A 15,757-nucleotide genomic window follows, 5' to 3' on the forward strand; every position below is an offset into this window, starting at 1 on the left:
TGATTATTCGTCATCGTATTGTGGCCCCGCGTAGTTATCGAAACGCGACCACTGGCCGTTAAAGGTAAGGCGCACGGTGCCGATCGGGCCGTTACGCTGCTTACCGATAATAATTTCCGCGATCCCTTTCAGATCGCTGTTCTCGTGATACACCTCATCACGATAGATGAACATAATCAGGTCGGCATCCTGCTCGATAGAGCCGGATTCACGCAGGTCGGAGTTGACCGGGCGCTTATCGGCACGCTGCTCCAGGCTTCGGTTCAGCTGCGACAGCGCCACCACCGGCACCTGCAGCTCTTTCGCCAGCGCCTTCAGCGAGCGCGAAATCTCGGCGATCTCCAGCGTACGGTTGTCGGACAGGGCCGGCACGCGCATCAGCTGCAGGTAGTCGATCATGATGAGGCTAAGCCCATCGTGCTCGCGGAAAATGCGCCGCGCGCGCGAGCGCACTTCGGTCGGCGTCAGGCCGGAGGAGTCGTCGATGTACATGTTGCGCTTCTCCAGCAGGATACCCATGGTGCTGGAAATGCGCGCCCAGTCCTCGTCATCGAGCTGGCCGGTACGGATGCGCGTCTGATCCACGCGCGACAGCGACGCCAGCATACGCATCATGATCTGCTCGCCGGGCATCTCCAGGCTGAAGATCAGCACCGGTTTTTCCTGGGTCATCGCGGCGTTTTCGCACAGGTTCATGGCGAAGGTGGTTTTCCCCATCGATGGACGGGCGGCGACGATGATCAGGTCGGACTTTTGCATGCCCGCAGTTTTCTTGTTGAGGTCCTGATAGCCGGTATCGACCCCCGTCACACCGTCGTGCGGCTGCTGATACAGCTGCTCGATGCGCGACACGGTGTCTTCCAGGATGCGCTCGATGCCCTTCGGGCCTTCGTCTTTGCTGGCGCGGTTCTCGGCGATTTGGAATACGCGGGATTCCGCCAGATCGAGCAGGTCTTCGCTGCTGCGCCCCTGCGGATCGTAGCCGGCGTCGGCGATCTCGTTAGCCACCGAGATCATTTCGCGCACCACTGCACGCTCGCGCACGATGTCGGCGTAGGCGCCGATGTTGGCGGCGCTCGGGGTATTTTTCGACAGCTCGGCCAGATAGGCGAAGCCGCCGACCGAGTCCAGTTCACCCTTCTGTTCGAGCGATTCAGACAGGGTGATGAGGTCGATAGGCTTGCTCATCTCCAGCAGACGCTGCATCTCGGTAAAGATCAGGCGGTGCGGGCGGCTGAAGAAGTCGTTGGCGACCACGCGCTCCGCCACGTTGTCCCAGCGCTCGTTATCCAGCATCAAACCGCCCAACACCGACTGTTCGGCCTCCAGCGAGTGCGGCGGCATCTTCAGCCCTTCCATCTGACGATCTCTGGAACGCTCTCTGATTTCGTCCGCGTTTGTTTTGTTGGTTGGTTTTTTTCCTGCCATGAAACGTAGTCTTTATCCGGTTGCGAATGAAGGATCTTGACGCGAGAGTATACGTGATTTTTGCGTCATAACCGATGCAAAAAAGGTATTGAACTCCGCACGGGTGAACTGGATCTCCGATACTAAAAAGAATAGGGTGAAATCAGACACTCAAACGAGGTAACGATATGGCCAAGCGCATTCAGTTTTCCGCCACCGGCGGGCCGGAAGTCTTGCAATACGTTGATTTTACACCGCTCGATCCCGCCGCCGGCGAAGTGCAGATCGAAAACAAGGCGATCGGCATCAACTACATCGACACCTATGTGCGCAGCGGGCTGTACGCGCCGGCGAGCCTGCCGAGCGGCCTCGGCACCGAGGCGGCCGGCGTGGTGATCAAGGTCGGCGCTGGGGTCAGCGCGATCAAACCGGGTGACCGGGTGGTGTATGCGCAGTCATCGCTCGGCGCCTACAGCGAAGTCCACAACGTGCCGGAAGAAAAAGTGGCGCTGCTGCCGCACAATCTCAGCTTTGAGCAGGGCGCCGCTTCTTTCCTCAAAGGGCTGACGGTGCACTACCTGCTGCGCCAGACCCACGACGTACAACCGGGTGAAGTGTTCCTGTTCCATGCCGCCGCCGGCGGGGTTGGGCTGATCGCCTGCCAATGGGCCAAAGCGCTGGGCGCGCGCCTGATCGGCAGCGTCGGCTCCGACGAGAAGGCCGCGCTGGCGAAACAGGCCGGCGCCTGGGCCACCATCAACTACCACAACGAGGATATCGCCCAGCGGGTGGCCGAGCTGACGCACGGCGAGAAGGTCGGCGTGGTATACGATTCGGTGGGGCAAAGTACCTGGCAGGCCTCGCTCAACAGCCTGAAACGCCGCGGCCTGATGGTCAGCTTCGGCAACGCCTCCGGCCCGGTGACCGGCGTCGATCTGGCGCTGCTCAACCAGAAAGGATCGCTGTACGTCACCCGCCCTTCCCTTAACGGCTACATCACCAACCGCGCCGAGCTGCAGTACGCCAGCAACGAGCTGTTCTCACTGATCGGCAGCGGCGCCATTCGGGTGGAGGTGAGGGACGAGCAGAAATTTGCGCTGGCCGACGCCCAGCGGGCGCACCAGGTGCTGGAAAGCCGCAGCACCAGCGGCTCCAGCCTGCTGATCCCCTGATCGCGGCAAAAGAAAAGGGCTCCTTACGGAGCCCTTTCTGTACTGCGTTTTGTAGGGGTAGAGCAGAGTCCGCCAGAGACAGGGGGTTGCTTTAGCAACACGAATTTTGGTTGTCTCTCACGGTGATGAAATTGGTCGCATCACTGCATCGACAAACATCCTAACAGCCCCGTCCGGCAAAAAACACGCTTTATGTGCCACATCGCCGGGTAAAACTGCCAAGCTGTGATCGCTGCCGCATTAGCGGGGCGGGCAGTTATGCAAGTTTCATCGCGAATGATTGATTATTCAGCAAAAAATCAGTAACGCCTGATCTGTGGTTTCTGCATCGAACGGTAAATCCATACCCCGACCACCGCCAAAATCAACCACGGCAGCAGCTTGATGACCACCGCGAACAACCCGCCCAACAGCATAAACGCCGCCGCCACCAACAGCGCAGCGAAGATCCCCAGCAGCGAGATGCCGGTCACCATCAGCATCACCACAAAGCCAATGAGAAAGAAGATTTCCAACATGATTGCTCCTTTGCAACTCAACGTATCTGCAGAGTGGATTACAAGAAGCGTGCCAGAATGACGAAAGGGCTAACCTATTGAAAAGAGGGGACAGGCATCCGGCAATGCGCCGAATACCTGGCGAAAAAGACTAACTGTTGGTCAAACTTTTTGTGAGTTACGCCATTTCGACACGCGGCTGACGCACCAGCGCCAGCGCCTGCTCCACCACCCGCGCATCGGCGCCCGGCTTGTGGGCGTTCTCGCTCAGGTGGCGACGCCACTGGCGCGCGCCCGGCACGCCCTGGAACAAACCGAGGATGTGGCGGGTGATGTGGCCGAGATAGGTGCCGTTGGACAGCTCGCGCTCGATATAGGGATACAGCGCTTCAACGATCGCCACGCTGTCCGGCACTGCGGTCTGCGCGCCGAACAGTTCGCTGTCGACCCGTGCCAGGATGCCCGGATTCTGGTACGCCTCGCGCCCCATCATCACGCCGTCCAGATGCTGCAGGTGCTGCTGCGCCTCTTCCAGCGTTTTCACTCCGCCGTTGATGGCGATGGTCAGCGCCGGAAAATCCCGCTTCAGCTGATAAACGCGCGGATAGTCGAGCGGCGGCACTTCGCGGTTTTCTTTCGGGCTGAGGCCTGAGAGCCAGGCCTTGCGCGCGTGGATGGTGAACATATCGCACTCGCCGCGCCCGGCGACGGTTTGGATAAAGTCGCACAGGAAGGCGTAGCTGTCCTGATCGTCGATGCCAATGCGGGTCTTCACCGTCACCGGGATCGACACCACGTCGCGCATCGCCTTGATGCAGTCGGCGACCAGCGTCGCCTGCCCCATCAGACAGGCGCCGAACATGCCGTTTTGCACGCGATCGGATGGGCAGCCAACGTTGAGGTTAATCTCGTCGTAACCGCGCTGCTCCGCCAGTTTGGCGCAGTGCGCCAGCGCGGCCGGATCGCTGCCGCCCAGCTGCAGCGCCACCGGATGCTCTTCTTCGCTGTAGGCCAGGTAGTCGCCCTTACCGTGAATGATCGCGCCGGTGGTCACCATTTCGGTGTACAGCAACGTTTCCTGGGTCAGCAGGCGGTGGAAGTAACGGCAATGACGATCGGTCCAGTCGAGCATCGGCGCGATGGAGAAACGATTGGCGGCGTAGGTTGGGGCGTGGTTGTCTTTCGTCATGCTGAGTTACTGGCTACCTGAGTCTGTCTGGGTTCAACGAACGGCGCGCGGCCGCAAACGGCTATTATAACGACAATCGGCGCCGTTGGGAAAACCGCCTTTGCTTCCCCCTATTCCAACGCGCGGATAATCCGGCACGGCTGCCCCAGCGCCAGCACATTGGCCGGGATGTCGCCGGTCACTATGCTGCCCGCACCGATAGTCGTGCCGTCGCCGATGGTCACGCCCGGCAAGATCACCACGTTACCGCCGATCCACACGTTGCTGCCGATGGAAACTGGCTGCGCCGAGGTGCGGAAAGGAAAAGCCGGGTCACCGGTAAAGCGTTCACCGGCCTTCAGCGGATGACTCGGCGTGTAGATTTGCACGTTGGGGCCGATCAGCGTGTTGTCGCCGATGGTGATGGTATTGCAGTCGAGGAACACCGCATTGACGTTGATAAAACAGTTCTTGCCGATGCGGACATGCTGCCCGTAGTCGCACCAGAACGGTGTTTCGATCCAACTCGCCTCCCCCCAGGCGCCGAACAGCTCACCGAGCAGGCGGTTTTTCTCGTCCGCCTGATGCGAATCCAGCGCCCCCAGGCTTTTGGTCAACGCCCTGGCCCGATGGTACATAGCAATCAGTTCTTCATCGCGGCTGTTGTACTCCAGGCCGCTTAACAGCTTCTCTCTTTCCGTCATCACACAAGGCTCCTGCTCATCACGCGGGTGAAACGCGTTATACCGCTCTCGTCCGCTGCTCTCCAGCGCTAAAATCGGCAACGTTGATTTGCCGCCCGCCTGCGGGGAAAAGTTGTGATGCATCTCTCTTTTAGCGCACTCAGCGCGCCTTTCCCTGCGCAATCCTCAGGGGAAAAGGGGGCAACTCTCGGCGATTCGCCGTAATCATGGTAAAATCGGCTTTTTTACGTACCGGGATATTTGCGATGAACTCAACCACCCAGGAAAAGCTGCTGGCGCAGGCGGAACGCCTCTGCCAACAACGCAATGTGCGATTGACGCCGCAACGGCTGGAAGTGCTGCGTCTGATGACTCAGCAACCCGGTGCAATCAGCGCTTATGACCTGCTCGATCTGCTGCGCGTCGCCGAACCGCAGGCCAAGCCGCCGACGGTCTATCGCGCGCTGGATTTTCTGCTGGAACAAGGATTTATCCATAGAGTGGAGTCCGCCAACAGCTACGTGCTGTGTCACCATTTCGAACAGCCGATGCATACGTCCGCACTGTTTATCTGCGACCGCTGCGGCCAGGTGACCGAACGCACTACCGAAGGCGTAGAAGAAACGCTGCAGAAGCTGGCGCAGGAAGCCGGATTTGCGCTGCGGCACAGCGTGGTGGAAGCGCACGGTCTGTGCGCCGGCTGCGTGGAGGTTGAGGCGTGCGACAGCAAGCATGACTGCGCCGAACACGATCACAGCATCGCCATCAAGAAGAAGTAAGACGAAGTCAGGTACCTCCCTGTACCTGCGGCCGGAACGCCAGAGGATGAGAGCGACGCCGGCCTGCGCTGGGCAAGCCGCCTTCAATGGCGGCCCTGCAGATTACCAGCGGTGTTTGGTGTGATCTTCCCAGGCTTTCACCTCTTTTTCGGCCGCCTCTTTCTGGTAACCGTAGCGCTCCTGGATTTTGCCGACCAGCTGTTCGCGTTTCCCTTCGATGACTGTCAGATCGTCATCGGTCAGCTTGCCCCATTTTTCCTTCACTTTGCCTTTAAGCTGCTTCCAGTTACCGTCGGCTTGATCTTTATTCATAGTCTCTCCGTTAACCTGTGGTGAATCAGTGATCCCTGTCGCCGGTCGGGGTTAACCAGAAATTTTTCTGGCCGATACTCCCTTCACCTTAAGGAATATCGCTCCCATTCATTCGCCAGCCACATGATTCATTCTAGTTAAATATGGAAATAAAAAAGCCAAATATCAGAATAAAAAACCATTAAGAAACAAAATAAAAACAAAAAACGCTAATAAACAACAAGCTAACGCAAAAATGCCAGGGTTGAAAACATGTAAGCAAAAGTGAACAAAAACATAAATAAAATTAATAAATAACCCAGCACAGCGTCCGTTCTAGCGAGCGGTAAACCAGCTGCCGCGCACCTGATGACGATGCCAAATCCAGCCCAACGCCAGGCCGCGCAGCGCCAGAAACACCGCCAGCGCCAGCCAAAGCCCGTGGTTGCCAAACAGCGGTATGCTAAACAGCGCCAGGCCGTATCCCACCGCGGCCACCGCCATGCTGTTGCGCATCTCGGCGCCGCGCGTGGCGCCGATAAACATGCCGTCCAGCAAATAGCACCATACCCCGACCAGCGGCAGAATGACCTGCCACGGTAAATAGTGGGCGGCCAACGCACGCAGCTCCGGCAAGGAGGTCAACGCCGCCACGATCTGCTGGCCGGTAACGGCATACGCCAGGCCAAAGGCCAACGCGACCAGCCCCGCCTGTCTGCAGGCCGCATGCCACACCTTGCGCAGTTGGCTGTCGTCCCGGGCACCGTAGGCGTGGCCCGAATGGGCCTCCACCGCATAAGCGAAGCCGTCGAGCGCATAGGCGGTGAACGTCAGCAGATTCATCAATACCGCATTGACCGCCACCACCTCGCTTCCCAGGCGAGCGCCGAAAATGGTCAGCGACGCAAAGCACAGTTGCAGCAACAGTGAACGCAGCATGATGTCGCGGTTGAGCGCCAGTAGCCGACGCAGATCGCCACGCCAGGCCTGGCGCAGCATCGGCAGGGTAATACCGCGCAGGCGCATCACCCGCCACGCCAGCCACAGGCCGAGCAGCAGCGTGGCGTATTCGGCGATGGCGGTTGCCGCCGCTGCCCCCCGCACGTTCCAGCCCAGGCCCATCACCAGCCAGATATCCAGCACGATGTTCAGCAGGTTGCCGACGATCAGCAGGATCACCGGCGCGCGCACATACTGCACGCCGAGCAGCCAACCCAACAGCACCAGATTAGCCAGCGCCGCCGGGGCGCTCAGCCAGCGGATTTCAAGAAAACGCCGCGCCTGTTCCAGCACCTCGCCATTGCCACCGACGATCTGCAGCGCCAGTTCGATCAGCGGATACCGCAGCAGGACGATCGCCACCCCGGCCAGCAGCGCCAGCACCAGCGGTTGCATAAAGGCGCGCGCCAGCGCCTGCGGGTTCTGTGCCCCCAGCGCCTGCGCCGCCAGACCGGTGGTGCTCATGCGCAGGAACAACAGCAGCATGAACAGGAAGCTGGTCGCCACCGCGCCGATCGCGACGCCCCCCAGGTAGATCGGGCTGTCGAGGTGGCCGATCACCGCAGTGTCCACCAACCCGAGCAGCGGTACGGTGATATTGGAAAAAATCATCGGCAGGGCCAGGCGCCACAGGGCTTTATCGGTGTCGCTGGTGAAGGCGGAAATCAAGCGCATGATGAGACGTTCCCGTAGCAGTGGCGAAGGGCAAAATCAGAAACAAAAACGCCCCAGAACAGGGGCGATTGATACAAGAGGCGGCACTGAGGGGGCAGCGATTAAATCCAGTCGCCGTTGCGGATCACGCCGACCGCCAGCCCTTCGATAGTGAAATTCTGCTGACGCAGATCGACCACAATCGGTTGGAATTCGTTGTTCTCCGGCAGCAGCTCGACCACGTTGCCGTGTTTTTTCAGGCGCTTGACCGTCACTTCGTCTTCGATGCGCGCCACCACGACCTGGCCGTTGCGCACGTCTTGGGTTTTATGCACCGCCAGCAGATCGCCGTCCAGAATGCCGATGTCGCGCATCGACATGCCGTTCACCCGCAGCAGGAAATCGGCGCTCGGTTTAAACAGGGAAGGATCAACCTGGTAGTGCCCTTCGATGTGCTGCTGCGCCAGCAGCGGCTCGCCGGCGGCGACGCGGCCGATCAGCGGCAGCCCTTCTTCTTCTTCCATCAGCAGGCGGATACCGCGCGAGGCACCGGAGACGATTTCGATCACGCCTTTGCGTGCCAGCGCCTTCAGGTGTTCTTCGGCGGCGTTAGGCGAACGGAACCCCAGACGCATCGCGATCTCGGCACGCGTTGGCGGCATGCCCGTTTGCGAAATATGATCGCGAATCAGATCGTAGACCTCTTGCTGTCTGGTAGTTAGTGCTTTCATTCCGCCCCCTGTTTGTTTATACAGTCTTGCTGTGAGTATATACAGGTAAGCGCGGATTGGGAACCGAAGAATAAATAAAAATCAGTCAGTAGGCGCCTTTCGTCAGCCAAAATGCTGCCATAAGACCGTGCCCCAAACGAACAGCGCCAGCACGATCGCCAGTGACACCGCCGCCGATCCCATGTCCTTGGCCCGGCCGGACAGCTCGTGATGTTCGCTGCCGATCCGATCCACCACCGCCTCGATCGCGCTGTTCAGGATCTCGACGATCATCACCAGCGCTACCGATCCGATCAATAAAATGCGCGCTATCGCACCCACATCCAGCCAGACAGCCAGTATGATAGCCAGAAGGGTGACCACCAGTTCCTGGCGGAACGCCGCTTCGTGTTGCCAGGCGGCGGAAAGCCCTTTATAGGAATAGCCGGCGGCCTTGATGATGCGGGTCAGTCCGGTTGCTTGGTTTGCCATGTTTTCGTGCCTTTCTCAGAGGTCGGTCATAATAAAAAGAGTCTAGAACAGTCCGCGCTGACGGCTCTCGGTTTTCGAACACCACAGATCTGCTACCCAGTTTCTGGTATGCTTGCGGCGCATTGCTAACAAGAGGCTTCACGTTGTTATGTCAGGTTGGCGTAAAATTTATTATAAAATATTGAATTTACCACTTAAATTGTTGGTAAGAAGTAAGGTCATCCCTTCAGATCCGGTTACCGAGCTAGGGTTGGATCCCTCACGGCCGATTCTGTATGTTTTACCTTACAATTCCAAGGCGGATTTGCTGACGCTGCGCACCCAGTGCCTGGCGCAGGATCTGCCCGATCCGCTCAACTCGCTGGAGATCGACGGCACCGTGCTGCCGAGCTACGTGTTCATTCACGACGGCCCGCGCGTGTTCCGCTATTACACCCCGAAAGAAGAGTCGGTAAAGCTGTTCCACGACTATCTGGATCTGCATCGCAGCAATCCGGATCTCGACATTCAGATGCTGCCGGTTTCGGTGATGTTCGGCCGCTCGCCGGGCCGCGAAGGCCACGGCACGCCGCACCTGCGTCTGTTGAATGGCGTGCAGAAATTCTTCGCCGTGCTGTGGCTCGGCCGCGACAGCTTCGTGCGTTTCTCCAACACCGTTTCGCTGCGCCGCATGGCCACCGAGCACGGCACGGATAAAACCATCGCGCAGAAACTGGCGCGCGTGGCGCGCATGCACTTCTCGCGTCAGCGCCTGGCCGCGGTAGGCCCGAGCCTGCCGGCCCGTCAGGATCTGTTCAACAAGCTGTTGGCGTCCAAAGCGATCGAAAAAGCGGTCGAGGACGAGGCCCGCAGCAAGAAGATCTCGCACGAGAAAGCCCAGCAGAACGCCATCGCGCTGATGGAAGAGATCGCCGCCGATTTCTCCTACGAAACCGTGCGCCTGTCCGACCGCGTGCTGAGCTGGACCTGGAACCGGTTGTATCAGGGCATCAACGTCACCAACGCCGAGCGCGTGCGCCAACTGGCGCAGGACGGCCACGAGATCGTCTACGTGCCCTGCCACCGCAGCCACATGGACTATCTGCTGCTGTCCTACGTGTTGTATCACCAGGGCCTGGTGCCGCCACACATCGCCGCCGGCATCAACCTCAACTTCTGGCCGGCCGGCCCGATCTTCCGTCGCCTGGGCGCGTTCTTCATCCGCCGCACCTTCAAGGGCAACAAGCTCTACTCGACGGTGTTCCGCGAATACCTCGGCGAGCTGTTCACCCGCGGTTACTCGGTGGAATACTTCGTGGAAGGCGGCCGTTCCCGCACCGGGCGCCTGCTGGAACCGAAGACCGGCACCCTGTCGATGACCATCCAGGCGATGCTGCGCGGCGGCACCCGTCCGATCACGCTGGTGCCGATCTACATCGGTTACGAGCACGTGATGGAAGTGGGCACCTATGCCAAAGAGCTGCGTGGCGCCACCAAGGAAAAAGAGAGCCTGCTGCAAATGCTGCGCGGCCTGCGCAAGCTGCGCAATCTGGGCCAGGGTTACGTCAACTTCGGCGAACCGCTGCCATTGACGGCTTACCTCAACCAGAACGTGCCGCAGTGGCGCGAGTCGATCGATCCGATCGAAGCCCAGCGCCCAAGCTGGCTGACGCCGACGGTCAACGATCTGGCCGGCCAGATCATGGTGCGTATCAACAACGCCGCCGCGGCCAACGCCATGAACCTGTGTTCCACCGCGCTGCTGGCCTCGCGCCAGCGTTCGCTGACCCGCGAACAGCTGGTCGAACAGCTGGAGTGCTACCTGCAGCTGATGCGCAATGCGCCTTACGCGCGTGACGTCACCGTGCCGACGCAAACGCCGGACGAGCTGCTGGATCACGCGCTGAACATGAACAAGTTCGAGGTGGAAAAGGACAACATCGGCGACATCATCATCCTGCCGCGTGAGCAGGCGGTGCTGATGACCTATTACCGTAACAACATCCACCACCTGCTGGTGCTGCCGTCGCTGATCGCCAGCATCGTAATGCATCACCGCCGGGTGTCGCGCGCCGAGCTGCTGCGCCAGATCGGCATGATCTACCCGATGCTGAAAGCCGAGCTGTTCCTGCATAACGACAAGGAACAGCTGCCGGAGGTGCTGCGGCCGATGATTGACGAGCTGATCCGTCAACAGTTGATCTGCGACAAAGGCGACGAGCTGGTGCTGAACCCGGCACGCATTCGCCCGCTGCAGCTGCTGGCCGCCGGGGTGCGCGAAACCCTGCAACGCTACGCCATCACCATGTCGATCCTCAGCGCTAACCCGAGCATCAACCGCGGCGCGCTGGAGAAAGAGAGCCGCATCATGGCGCAACGTCTGTCGGTGCTGCACGGCATCAACGCGCCGGAGTTCTTCGACAAGGCGGTGTTCTCCACCCTGGTGGCGACGCTGCGCGAAGAAGGCTATATCAACGACAGCGGCGATGCGATCCGCGAGCACACCCTCGAGGTGTACAACATGCTGAGCGATCTGATCACGCCGGAAATCAAGCTGACCATCGAAAGCGTCAACATGCCGGAAGAGACCAACGTCCTGCCGCAGGCCGATGCGGAAGAAGAGCAAGACGAGTGATTTCACCCGGCGCGGAAATACAAAAGGCACCCCACGGGGTGCCTTTTTTCTTGCGAAGAGGAATCGTTACGCCGGCAGATAGCTCAGCGCGATGCCGATAAATACCACCAGCCCGACATAGTTGTTCTGCAGGAAGGCCTTGAAACAGGCCTCGCGCTCGCGGCCGGCGATCTGTTTCTGCTGGTGAATGAACAGCGCGCCCGCCAGCAGCAGCGACCAGTAAAACGCCCCGCCGAGCTGCGCCAGATAACCGACCCACACCAGCAGCAGCAGCGTCGCGAACTGCAGCAGCCCGACGATCAGCTTGTCATAACGGCCGAACAGGATAGCGGTGGATTTGATGCCGATCTTCAGGTCATCGTCACGATCGACCATCGCATACAGCGTGTCGTAGGCCACCGTCCAGCAGATGTTGGCCAGCAGCAGCAGCCAGCAGCTGAGCGGCAGCGATTCGCTGACCGCCGCATAACCCATCGGAATGCCCCAGCCGAACGCGGCGCCCAGCACGAACTGCGGCAGGTTGGTCACCCGCTTCATGAACGGATACATCCAGGCCAGCGCCAGCGCCGCCAGCGACAGCCAGATGGTCATCGCATTGAGCGTCAACACCAGGCAGAACGAGATCAGCACCAGCACCACGAACAGCACCTTGGCCTCTTTCGCGCTCACCCGGCCGCTCGGCATCGGCCGCCCGGCGGTGCGTTTCACGTAGCCGTCCACCGCGCGATCGGCGTAGTCATTCACTACGCAGCCGGCGGCGCGCATCAGGAACACGCCGAGCACGAACACCAACAAAATCGACAGCGGCGGCACGCCTTTCCCGGCCAGCCACAGCGCCCACAGCGTCGGCCACAGCAGCAACAGCGTGCCGATCGGTTTATCAATGCGCATCAAATGGCTGTAAGCCCGCCATTTACTTTGAGTCACGCTTCCCTCCAAGGTCTTGCTCTCCTCTCTTATGCAGGAACCGCTGAATACAGCGGTGAAGCCGGTAAAAACAGTTCGGTCAGCAACAGCGGTTTGCCCGCCAGCCGCAGCCGTGAACGGCGCGCCCACAGCGCGTCCTGTCGGCCGATATGGATATAGTCGCGGGTCAGCTCGCCGCTGCTGAACAGGTAGCGCCCCAGCGGCAGCGTGCCCAGATCCACCAGCGCCTGGTCGGGGCCGGTCAGCGTATTTTCCGGGATCACCGTGCGCCCCAGCAGCCAGGGCTGGTTGTCGCCCAGCAGCACCACTTCGCGCAGCCAATAGCGTGGGCTGTCGGGCAGGTGATTCGCCTCATCGCCCAACGCCTCGCGCGTGACGAAACATTCGCGCTGCGGTTCGACGCGCACCTGGGCGCAATGGCGTTCAAATCGGCGGGTCATGGAGCCTAACTCCATCAGCCAGTCGCTGACGGCGGCGGGCGCCGGAGGATCCTGTTCGGACAGCCACTCCAGCGGCGGCAGGATGGAATCCCTGATGCCAGACATTGCTTTACTCCTCGCCTGAGCCACGACCGGTACGGCGCGACAGACGATACAAACTGTTAACAGGCCCCCATTGTAGCGCAGAAATACGAAAGCGGCAGGCTGATTCGTGGCGAAAACGGCGGTGGCTTCCGCCGGAAAAACCGGGCTCCTGTCATCTTTTTGCCATCCGCGTTCTCTATCTTCGTTCCCCGGCACGATGCCGATTCTGTGATCGCCTGCAAAGTTTCATCTTTGTCGCGTTGTTTTATCTACGCGCGTAGATACTCTGACACCGCAGCGTTGAATCGCCATGCGTCCGACATCATTTGTCGGCACACCTTTGTTGCCGGCACCAGGGAAACCATCTTTAACCGCGCCCCTCAAGGCGCAGCACAAAAGAGGATAGCACTGCCATGAGCGAAACAACGCTTGCCACTCCACAGACCGCCGACACGCTGGCGGCCGATGAACGTCTGGCAACCAAAGAGGGGCGCAGCCAATTTTGGCGCGCCACCTTCTCCTGCTGGCTCGGCACCGCCATGGAATACGTCGATTTCGCGCTGTACGGCCTGGCGGCCGGCATGGTGTTCGGCGACGTGTTCTTCCCCGAGGCCACGCCGCTGGTCGCCCTGCTGGCCAGCTTCGCCACCTACTCCGTCGGCTTCATCGCGCGGCCGATCGGGGCGCTGGTGTTCGGCTGGATCGGCGATCGCAAAGGCCGCCGCGTGGTGCTGATCACCACCGTGGCGCTGATGGGCGTTTCCACCACGCTGATCGGCCTGATCCCGTCCTATGCGCAAATCGGCGTTTGGGCGCCCACCTGCCTGGTGATCCTGCGCTTCGCGCAGGGGTTCGGCGCCGGCGCAGAGCTGTCCGGCGGCGCGGTGATGCTGGCGGAATACGCGCCGGCCAAACAGCGCGGACTGGTAGCGTCGATCATCGCCATCGGCTCCAACAGCGGCACCCTACTGGCATCGCTGGTATGGCTGCTGGTGCTGCAGCTCGACAAGGAAGACCTGATGAGCTGGGGCTGGCGCATTCCGTTCCTCGCCAGCATTCTGATCGCCGGCGTGGCGCTCTATCTGCGTCGCCACGTGCGGGAAACGCCGGTCTTCGAACGCGAGCTGCAGCAAAACCACCAGCGCATGCTGGACGCCGTCCAGGCCGCGCCGGATACGCGCAGCTACCTGCAGCGCACCAAAGCGTTCTGGGTGATGCTCGGCCTGCGCATCGGCGAGAACGGCCCTTCCTACCTGTGCCAGGGCTTTATTGTCGGCTACGTCGCCAAGGTGCTGATGGTCGATAAATCGGTGCCGGCGCTGGCGGTGCTGATCGCCTCGCTGTGCGGTTTTCTGGTGATCCCGCTGGCCGGTTGGCTGTCCGATCGCTTCGGCCGCCGCGTCACCTACCGCGGGTTCTGCCTGCTGCTGGTGCTGTACGCCTTCCCGGCGTTCTGGCTGCTCGACAGCCGTGAACCGGCGATCGTCATCTCGGTGATCGTGGTCGGCATGTGCATCGCGTCGCTGGGGATCTTCGGCGTGCAGGCGGCCTACGGCGTCGAACTGTTCGGCGTGAAGAACCGCTACTCCAAAATGGCGTTCGCCAAGGAACTCGGTTCGATCCTCTCCGGCGGCACCGCGCCGCTGATCGCCACCGCGCTGCTGTCCGGTTTCGGTCACTGGTGGCCTGTCGCCTGCTATTTTGTTGTAATGGCGGCCATCGGCTTAATCACCACCTTCTTTGCTCCCGAAACCCGCGGCCGCGATCTCAACCTGCCGCAGGATGCCGCGTAGCGAGAAGGCGAACAGGACCTCAATGTGGATAATCACTCCGCGCGACGCGTTACCCGCGCCGACGTGGCCCGCGTAGCGGGCACCTCCGTCGCCGTGGTCAGCTATGTGATCAACAACGGCCCGCGCCCGGTGGCGGAAGCCACCCGGCTGCGCGTGCTGGCGGCGATCGAGCAGACCGGCTACCGGCCGAACGACATCGCGCGGGCGCTGGCCTCCGGCAGCACGCAAACCTACGGGCTGGTGGTGCCGGATATTTCCAATCCGTTCTTCGCCACCCTGGCACGGGCGCTGCAGCAGGAAGCCTTCAGCCGCGGCCGCGTACTGCTGCTGGGCGACGCCGGCGACGATCGTCAGCGCGAGTATGAGCTTATCAACAACCTGCTGCGCCGCCAGGTCGATGGCCTGCTGTACACCAGCGTCGATCGCCACCCGTGGTTCGATCTGATCCGCGCTTCCGGCACCCCCTGCGTAATGATAGACACCATCGACAGCCAGGCCGGCGTCTGCGCCATTCGCGTCGACGAGCGCGACGCCGCCTGCCAGGCGACCCACCATCTGCTGCAGCACGGCTATCGCGACATCGGCATTTTTATCGGCCCGCTGACCATGCTCAACGCGCAGGATCGCCTGAACGGCTGGCGCGATGCGCTGCTGGAGGCGGGCATCGCGCCGCGCGACGAGTGGATTTTCGAGGTGCCCTACACCCGCCAGGGCGGTTACCAGGCCACCCAGCGCCTGGTGCAAGGCCCGCGCCCGCGCGCCGTTTTCACCTCCAACGAGCAGCAGGCGCTCGGCTGCCTGTCGGCGCTGGCGGAGCATGGGCTGCGCGCGCCGGACGATCTGGCGCTGATCTGTTTTAACGGCACGCAGCAATCCGAATTCAGCGTGCCGCCGCTCAGCGCGGTCGAGCAGCCGATCGACGCCATGGCCAAGCGGGCCATCGCCATGCTGGCCGCCGGTGCCGCGCCCGCCGAGCTGCATGAATTCGCTTTTCAACTGCGCATCCGCCGTTCCTGCGGCTGTTAGCGGTTTTTCAGGACACCTTAC

Annotated in this window: 15 protein-coding genes; 5 read left to right on the top strand and 10 right to left on the bottom strand. The window is 60.9% G+C overall.

The annotated features are described in order from the left end of the window. Nucleotides 1–3: 3 nt before the first annotated feature. Nucleotides 4–1,428, bottom strand: a complete 1,425-nt coding sequence (gene dnaB / locus ACYF6X_RS22080; protein WP_063988535.1) for a replicative DNA helicase — start codon at nt 1,426–1,428, stop codon at nt 4–6. Between the two features lie 167 nt (nt 1,429–1,595). On the opposite strand from dnaB, the gene ACYF6X_RS22085 reads away from it, so the two are divergent. Beyond that, nucleotides 1,596–2,579, top strand: coding sequence for a quinone oxidoreductase (locus tag ACYF6X_RS22085; RefSeq protein ID WP_149559100.1), 984 nt, complete (start codon nt 1,596–1,598; stop codon nt 2,577–2,579). Between the two features lie 299 nt (nt 2,580–2,878). Here the strand turns inward: ACYF6X_RS22085 and pspG are convergent, their stop codons facing one another. The 3 genes from pspG to ACYF6X_RS22100 all read right to left on the bottom strand — a co-directional run bounded on the left by pspG (nt 2,879) and on the right by ACYF6X_RS22100 (nt 4,948). Beyond that, complete coding sequence (gene pspG / locus ACYF6X_RS22090; protein ID WP_033644411.1) at nt 2,879–3,097, bottom strand: envelope stress response protein PspG; 219 nt, start codon at nt 3,095–3,097, stop codon at nt 2,879–2,881. Between the two features lie 157 nt (nt 3,098–3,254). Continuing rightward, nucleotides 3,255–4,265 (bottom strand): tRNA dihydrouridine(20/20a) synthase DusA, encoded by a 1,011-nt coding sequence (gene dusA / locus ACYF6X_RS22095; RefSeq protein WP_063988533.1) that lies wholly within the window; start codon nt 4,263–4,265, stop codon nt 3,255–3,257. A gap of 110 nt (nt 4,266–4,375) precedes the next feature. Continuing rightward, complete coding sequence (locus ACYF6X_RS22100) at nt 4,376–4,948, bottom strand: sugar O-acetyltransferase (RefSeq protein WP_063988532.1); 573 nt, start codon at nt 4,946–4,948, stop codon at nt 4,376–4,378. A 245-nt stretch (nt 4,949–5,193) separates the two neighbouring features. On the opposite strand from ACYF6X_RS22100, the gene zur reads away from it, so the two are divergent. Then, on the top strand, nt 5,194–5,706 hold the full coding sequence (zur, locus tag ACYF6X_RS22105; RefSeq protein WP_015379223.1) for a zinc uptake transcriptional repressor Zur: 513 nt from the start codon (nt 5,194–5,196) through the stop codon (nt 5,704–5,706). Between the two features lie 102 nt (nt 5,707–5,808). Here the strand turns inward: zur and ACYF6X_RS22110 are convergent, their stop codons facing one another. The 4 genes from ACYF6X_RS22110 to ACYF6X_RS22125 all read right to left on the bottom strand — a co-directional run bounded on the left by ACYF6X_RS22110 (nt 5,809) and on the right by ACYF6X_RS22125 (nt 8,852). Then, nucleotides 5,809–6,018, bottom strand: coding sequence for a CsbD family protein (locus ACYF6X_RS22110; RefSeq protein WP_004936743.1), 210 nt, complete (start codon nt 6,016–6,018; stop codon nt 5,809–5,811). Nucleotides 6,019–6,333: 315 nt separating this feature from the next. Next, nucleotides 6,334–7,671, bottom strand: a complete 1,338-nt coding sequence (gene dinF / locus ACYF6X_RS22115; protein WP_130017696.1) for an MATE family efflux transporter DinF — start codon at nt 7,669–7,671, stop codon at nt 6,334–6,336. A 101-nt stretch (nt 7,672–7,772) separates the two neighbouring features. Then, entirely contained in the window at nt 7,773–8,381 is a 609-nt protein-coding gene (gene lexA, locus ACYF6X_RS22120; protein ID WP_025160136.1) for a transcriptional repressor LexA, read from the bottom strand. A gap of 102 nt (nt 8,382–8,483) precedes the next feature. Then, complete coding sequence (locus tag ACYF6X_RS22125; protein ID WP_015379225.1) at nt 8,484–8,852, bottom strand: diacylglycerol kinase; 369 nt, start codon at nt 8,850–8,852, stop codon at nt 8,484–8,486. A 148-nt stretch (nt 8,853–9,000) separates the two neighbouring features. Here ACYF6X_RS22125 and plsB point away from each other — a divergent pair, with 148 nt between their 5' ends. Beyond that, nucleotides 9,001–11,466 (top strand): glycerol-3-phosphate 1-O-acyltransferase PlsB, encoded by a 2,466-nt coding sequence (plsB, locus tag ACYF6X_RS22130; protein ID WP_107227113.1) that lies wholly within the window; start codon nt 9,001–9,003, stop codon nt 11,464–11,466. A 66-nt stretch (nt 11,467–11,532) separates the two neighbouring features. Here plsB and ubiA read toward each other — a convergent pair whose 3' ends face one another. Both ubiA and ubiC read right to left on the bottom strand, forming a co-directional pair. Continuing rightward, nucleotides 11,533–12,405, bottom strand: coding sequence for a 4-hydroxybenzoate octaprenyltransferase (ubiA, locus tag ACYF6X_RS22135; RefSeq protein WP_063988528.1), 873 nt, complete (start codon nt 12,403–12,405; stop codon nt 11,533–11,535). Nucleotides 12,406–12,422: 17 nt separating this feature from the next. Then, nucleotides 12,423–12,938, bottom strand: a complete 516-nt coding sequence (ubiC, locus tag ACYF6X_RS22140; protein ID WP_060423780.1) for a chorismate lyase — start codon at nt 12,936–12,938, stop codon at nt 12,423–12,425. A gap of 392 nt (nt 12,939–13,330) precedes the next feature. On the opposite strand from ubiC, the gene ACYF6X_RS22145 reads away from it, so the two are divergent. Both ACYF6X_RS22145 and ACYF6X_RS22150 read left to right on the top strand, forming a co-directional pair. Beyond that, nucleotides 13,331–14,710: an MFS transporter gene (locus tag ACYF6X_RS22145; RefSeq protein WP_130017695.1), complete on the top strand. Its 1,380-nt coding sequence runs from the start codon at nt 13,331–13,333 to the stop codon at nt 14,708–14,710. Nucleotides 14,711–14,734: 24 nt separating this feature from the next. Then, nucleotides 14,735–15,736 carry a LacI family DNA-binding transcriptional regulator gene (locus ACYF6X_RS22150; protein WP_130017694.1) on the top strand — a complete coding sequence of 334 codons (1,002 nt, stop codon included), beginning with the start codon at nt 14,735–14,737 and terminating at the stop codon, nt 15,734–15,736. Nucleotides 15,737–15,757 lie beyond the last annotated feature (21 nt).

The sequence above is a fragment of the Serratia sp. ID 25-353 genome, assembly GCF_054792795.1.

Coding starts and splice junctions, on each gene's coding strand:
- dnaB (WP_063988535.1), bottom strand. CDS start 1,428: ATGGCAGGAAAAAAACCAACCAACAAAACAAACGCGGACGAAATCAGA.
- ACYF6X_RS22085 (WP_149559100.1), top strand. CDS start 1,596: ATGGCCAAGCGCATTCAGTTTTCCGCCACCGGCGGGCCGGAAGTCTTG.
- pspG (WP_033644411.1), bottom strand. CDS start 3,097: ATGTTGGAAATCTTCTTTCTCATTGGCTTTGTGGTGATGCTGATGGTG.
- dusA (WP_063988533.1), bottom strand. CDS start 4,265: ATGACGAAAGACAACCACGCCCCAACCTACGCCGCCAATCGTTTCTCC.
- ACYF6X_RS22100 (WP_063988532.1), bottom strand. CDS start 4,948: ATGACGGAAAGAGAGAAGCTGTTAAGCGGCCTGGAGTACAACAGCCGC.
- zur (WP_015379223.1), top strand. CDS start 5,194: ATGAACTCAACCACCCAGGAAAAGCTGCTGGCGCAGGCGGAACGCCTC.
- ACYF6X_RS22110 (WP_004936743.1), bottom strand. CDS start 6,018: ATGAATAAAGATCAAGCCGACGGTAACTGGAAGCAGCTTAAAGGCAAA.
- dinF (WP_130017696.1), bottom strand. CDS start 7,671: ATGCGCTTGATTTCCGCCTTCACCAGCGACACCGATAAAGCCCTGTGG.
- lexA (WP_025160136.1), bottom strand. CDS start 8,381: ATGAAAGCACTAACTACCAGACAGCAAGAGGTCTACGATCTGATTCGC.
- ACYF6X_RS22125 (WP_015379225.1), bottom strand. CDS start 8,852: ATGGCAAACCAAGCAACCGGACTGACCCGCATCATCAAGGCCGCCGGC.
- plsB (WP_107227113.1), top strand. CDS start 9,001: ATGTCAGGTTGGCGTAAAATTTATTATAAAATATTGAATTTACCACTT.
- ubiC (WP_060423780.1), bottom strand. CDS start 12,938: ATGTCTGGCATCAGGGATTCCATCCTGCCGCCGCTGGAGTGGCTGTCC.
- ACYF6X_RS22145 (WP_130017695.1), top strand. CDS start 13,331: ATGAGCGAAACAACGCTTGCCACTCCACAGACCGCCGACACGCTGGCG.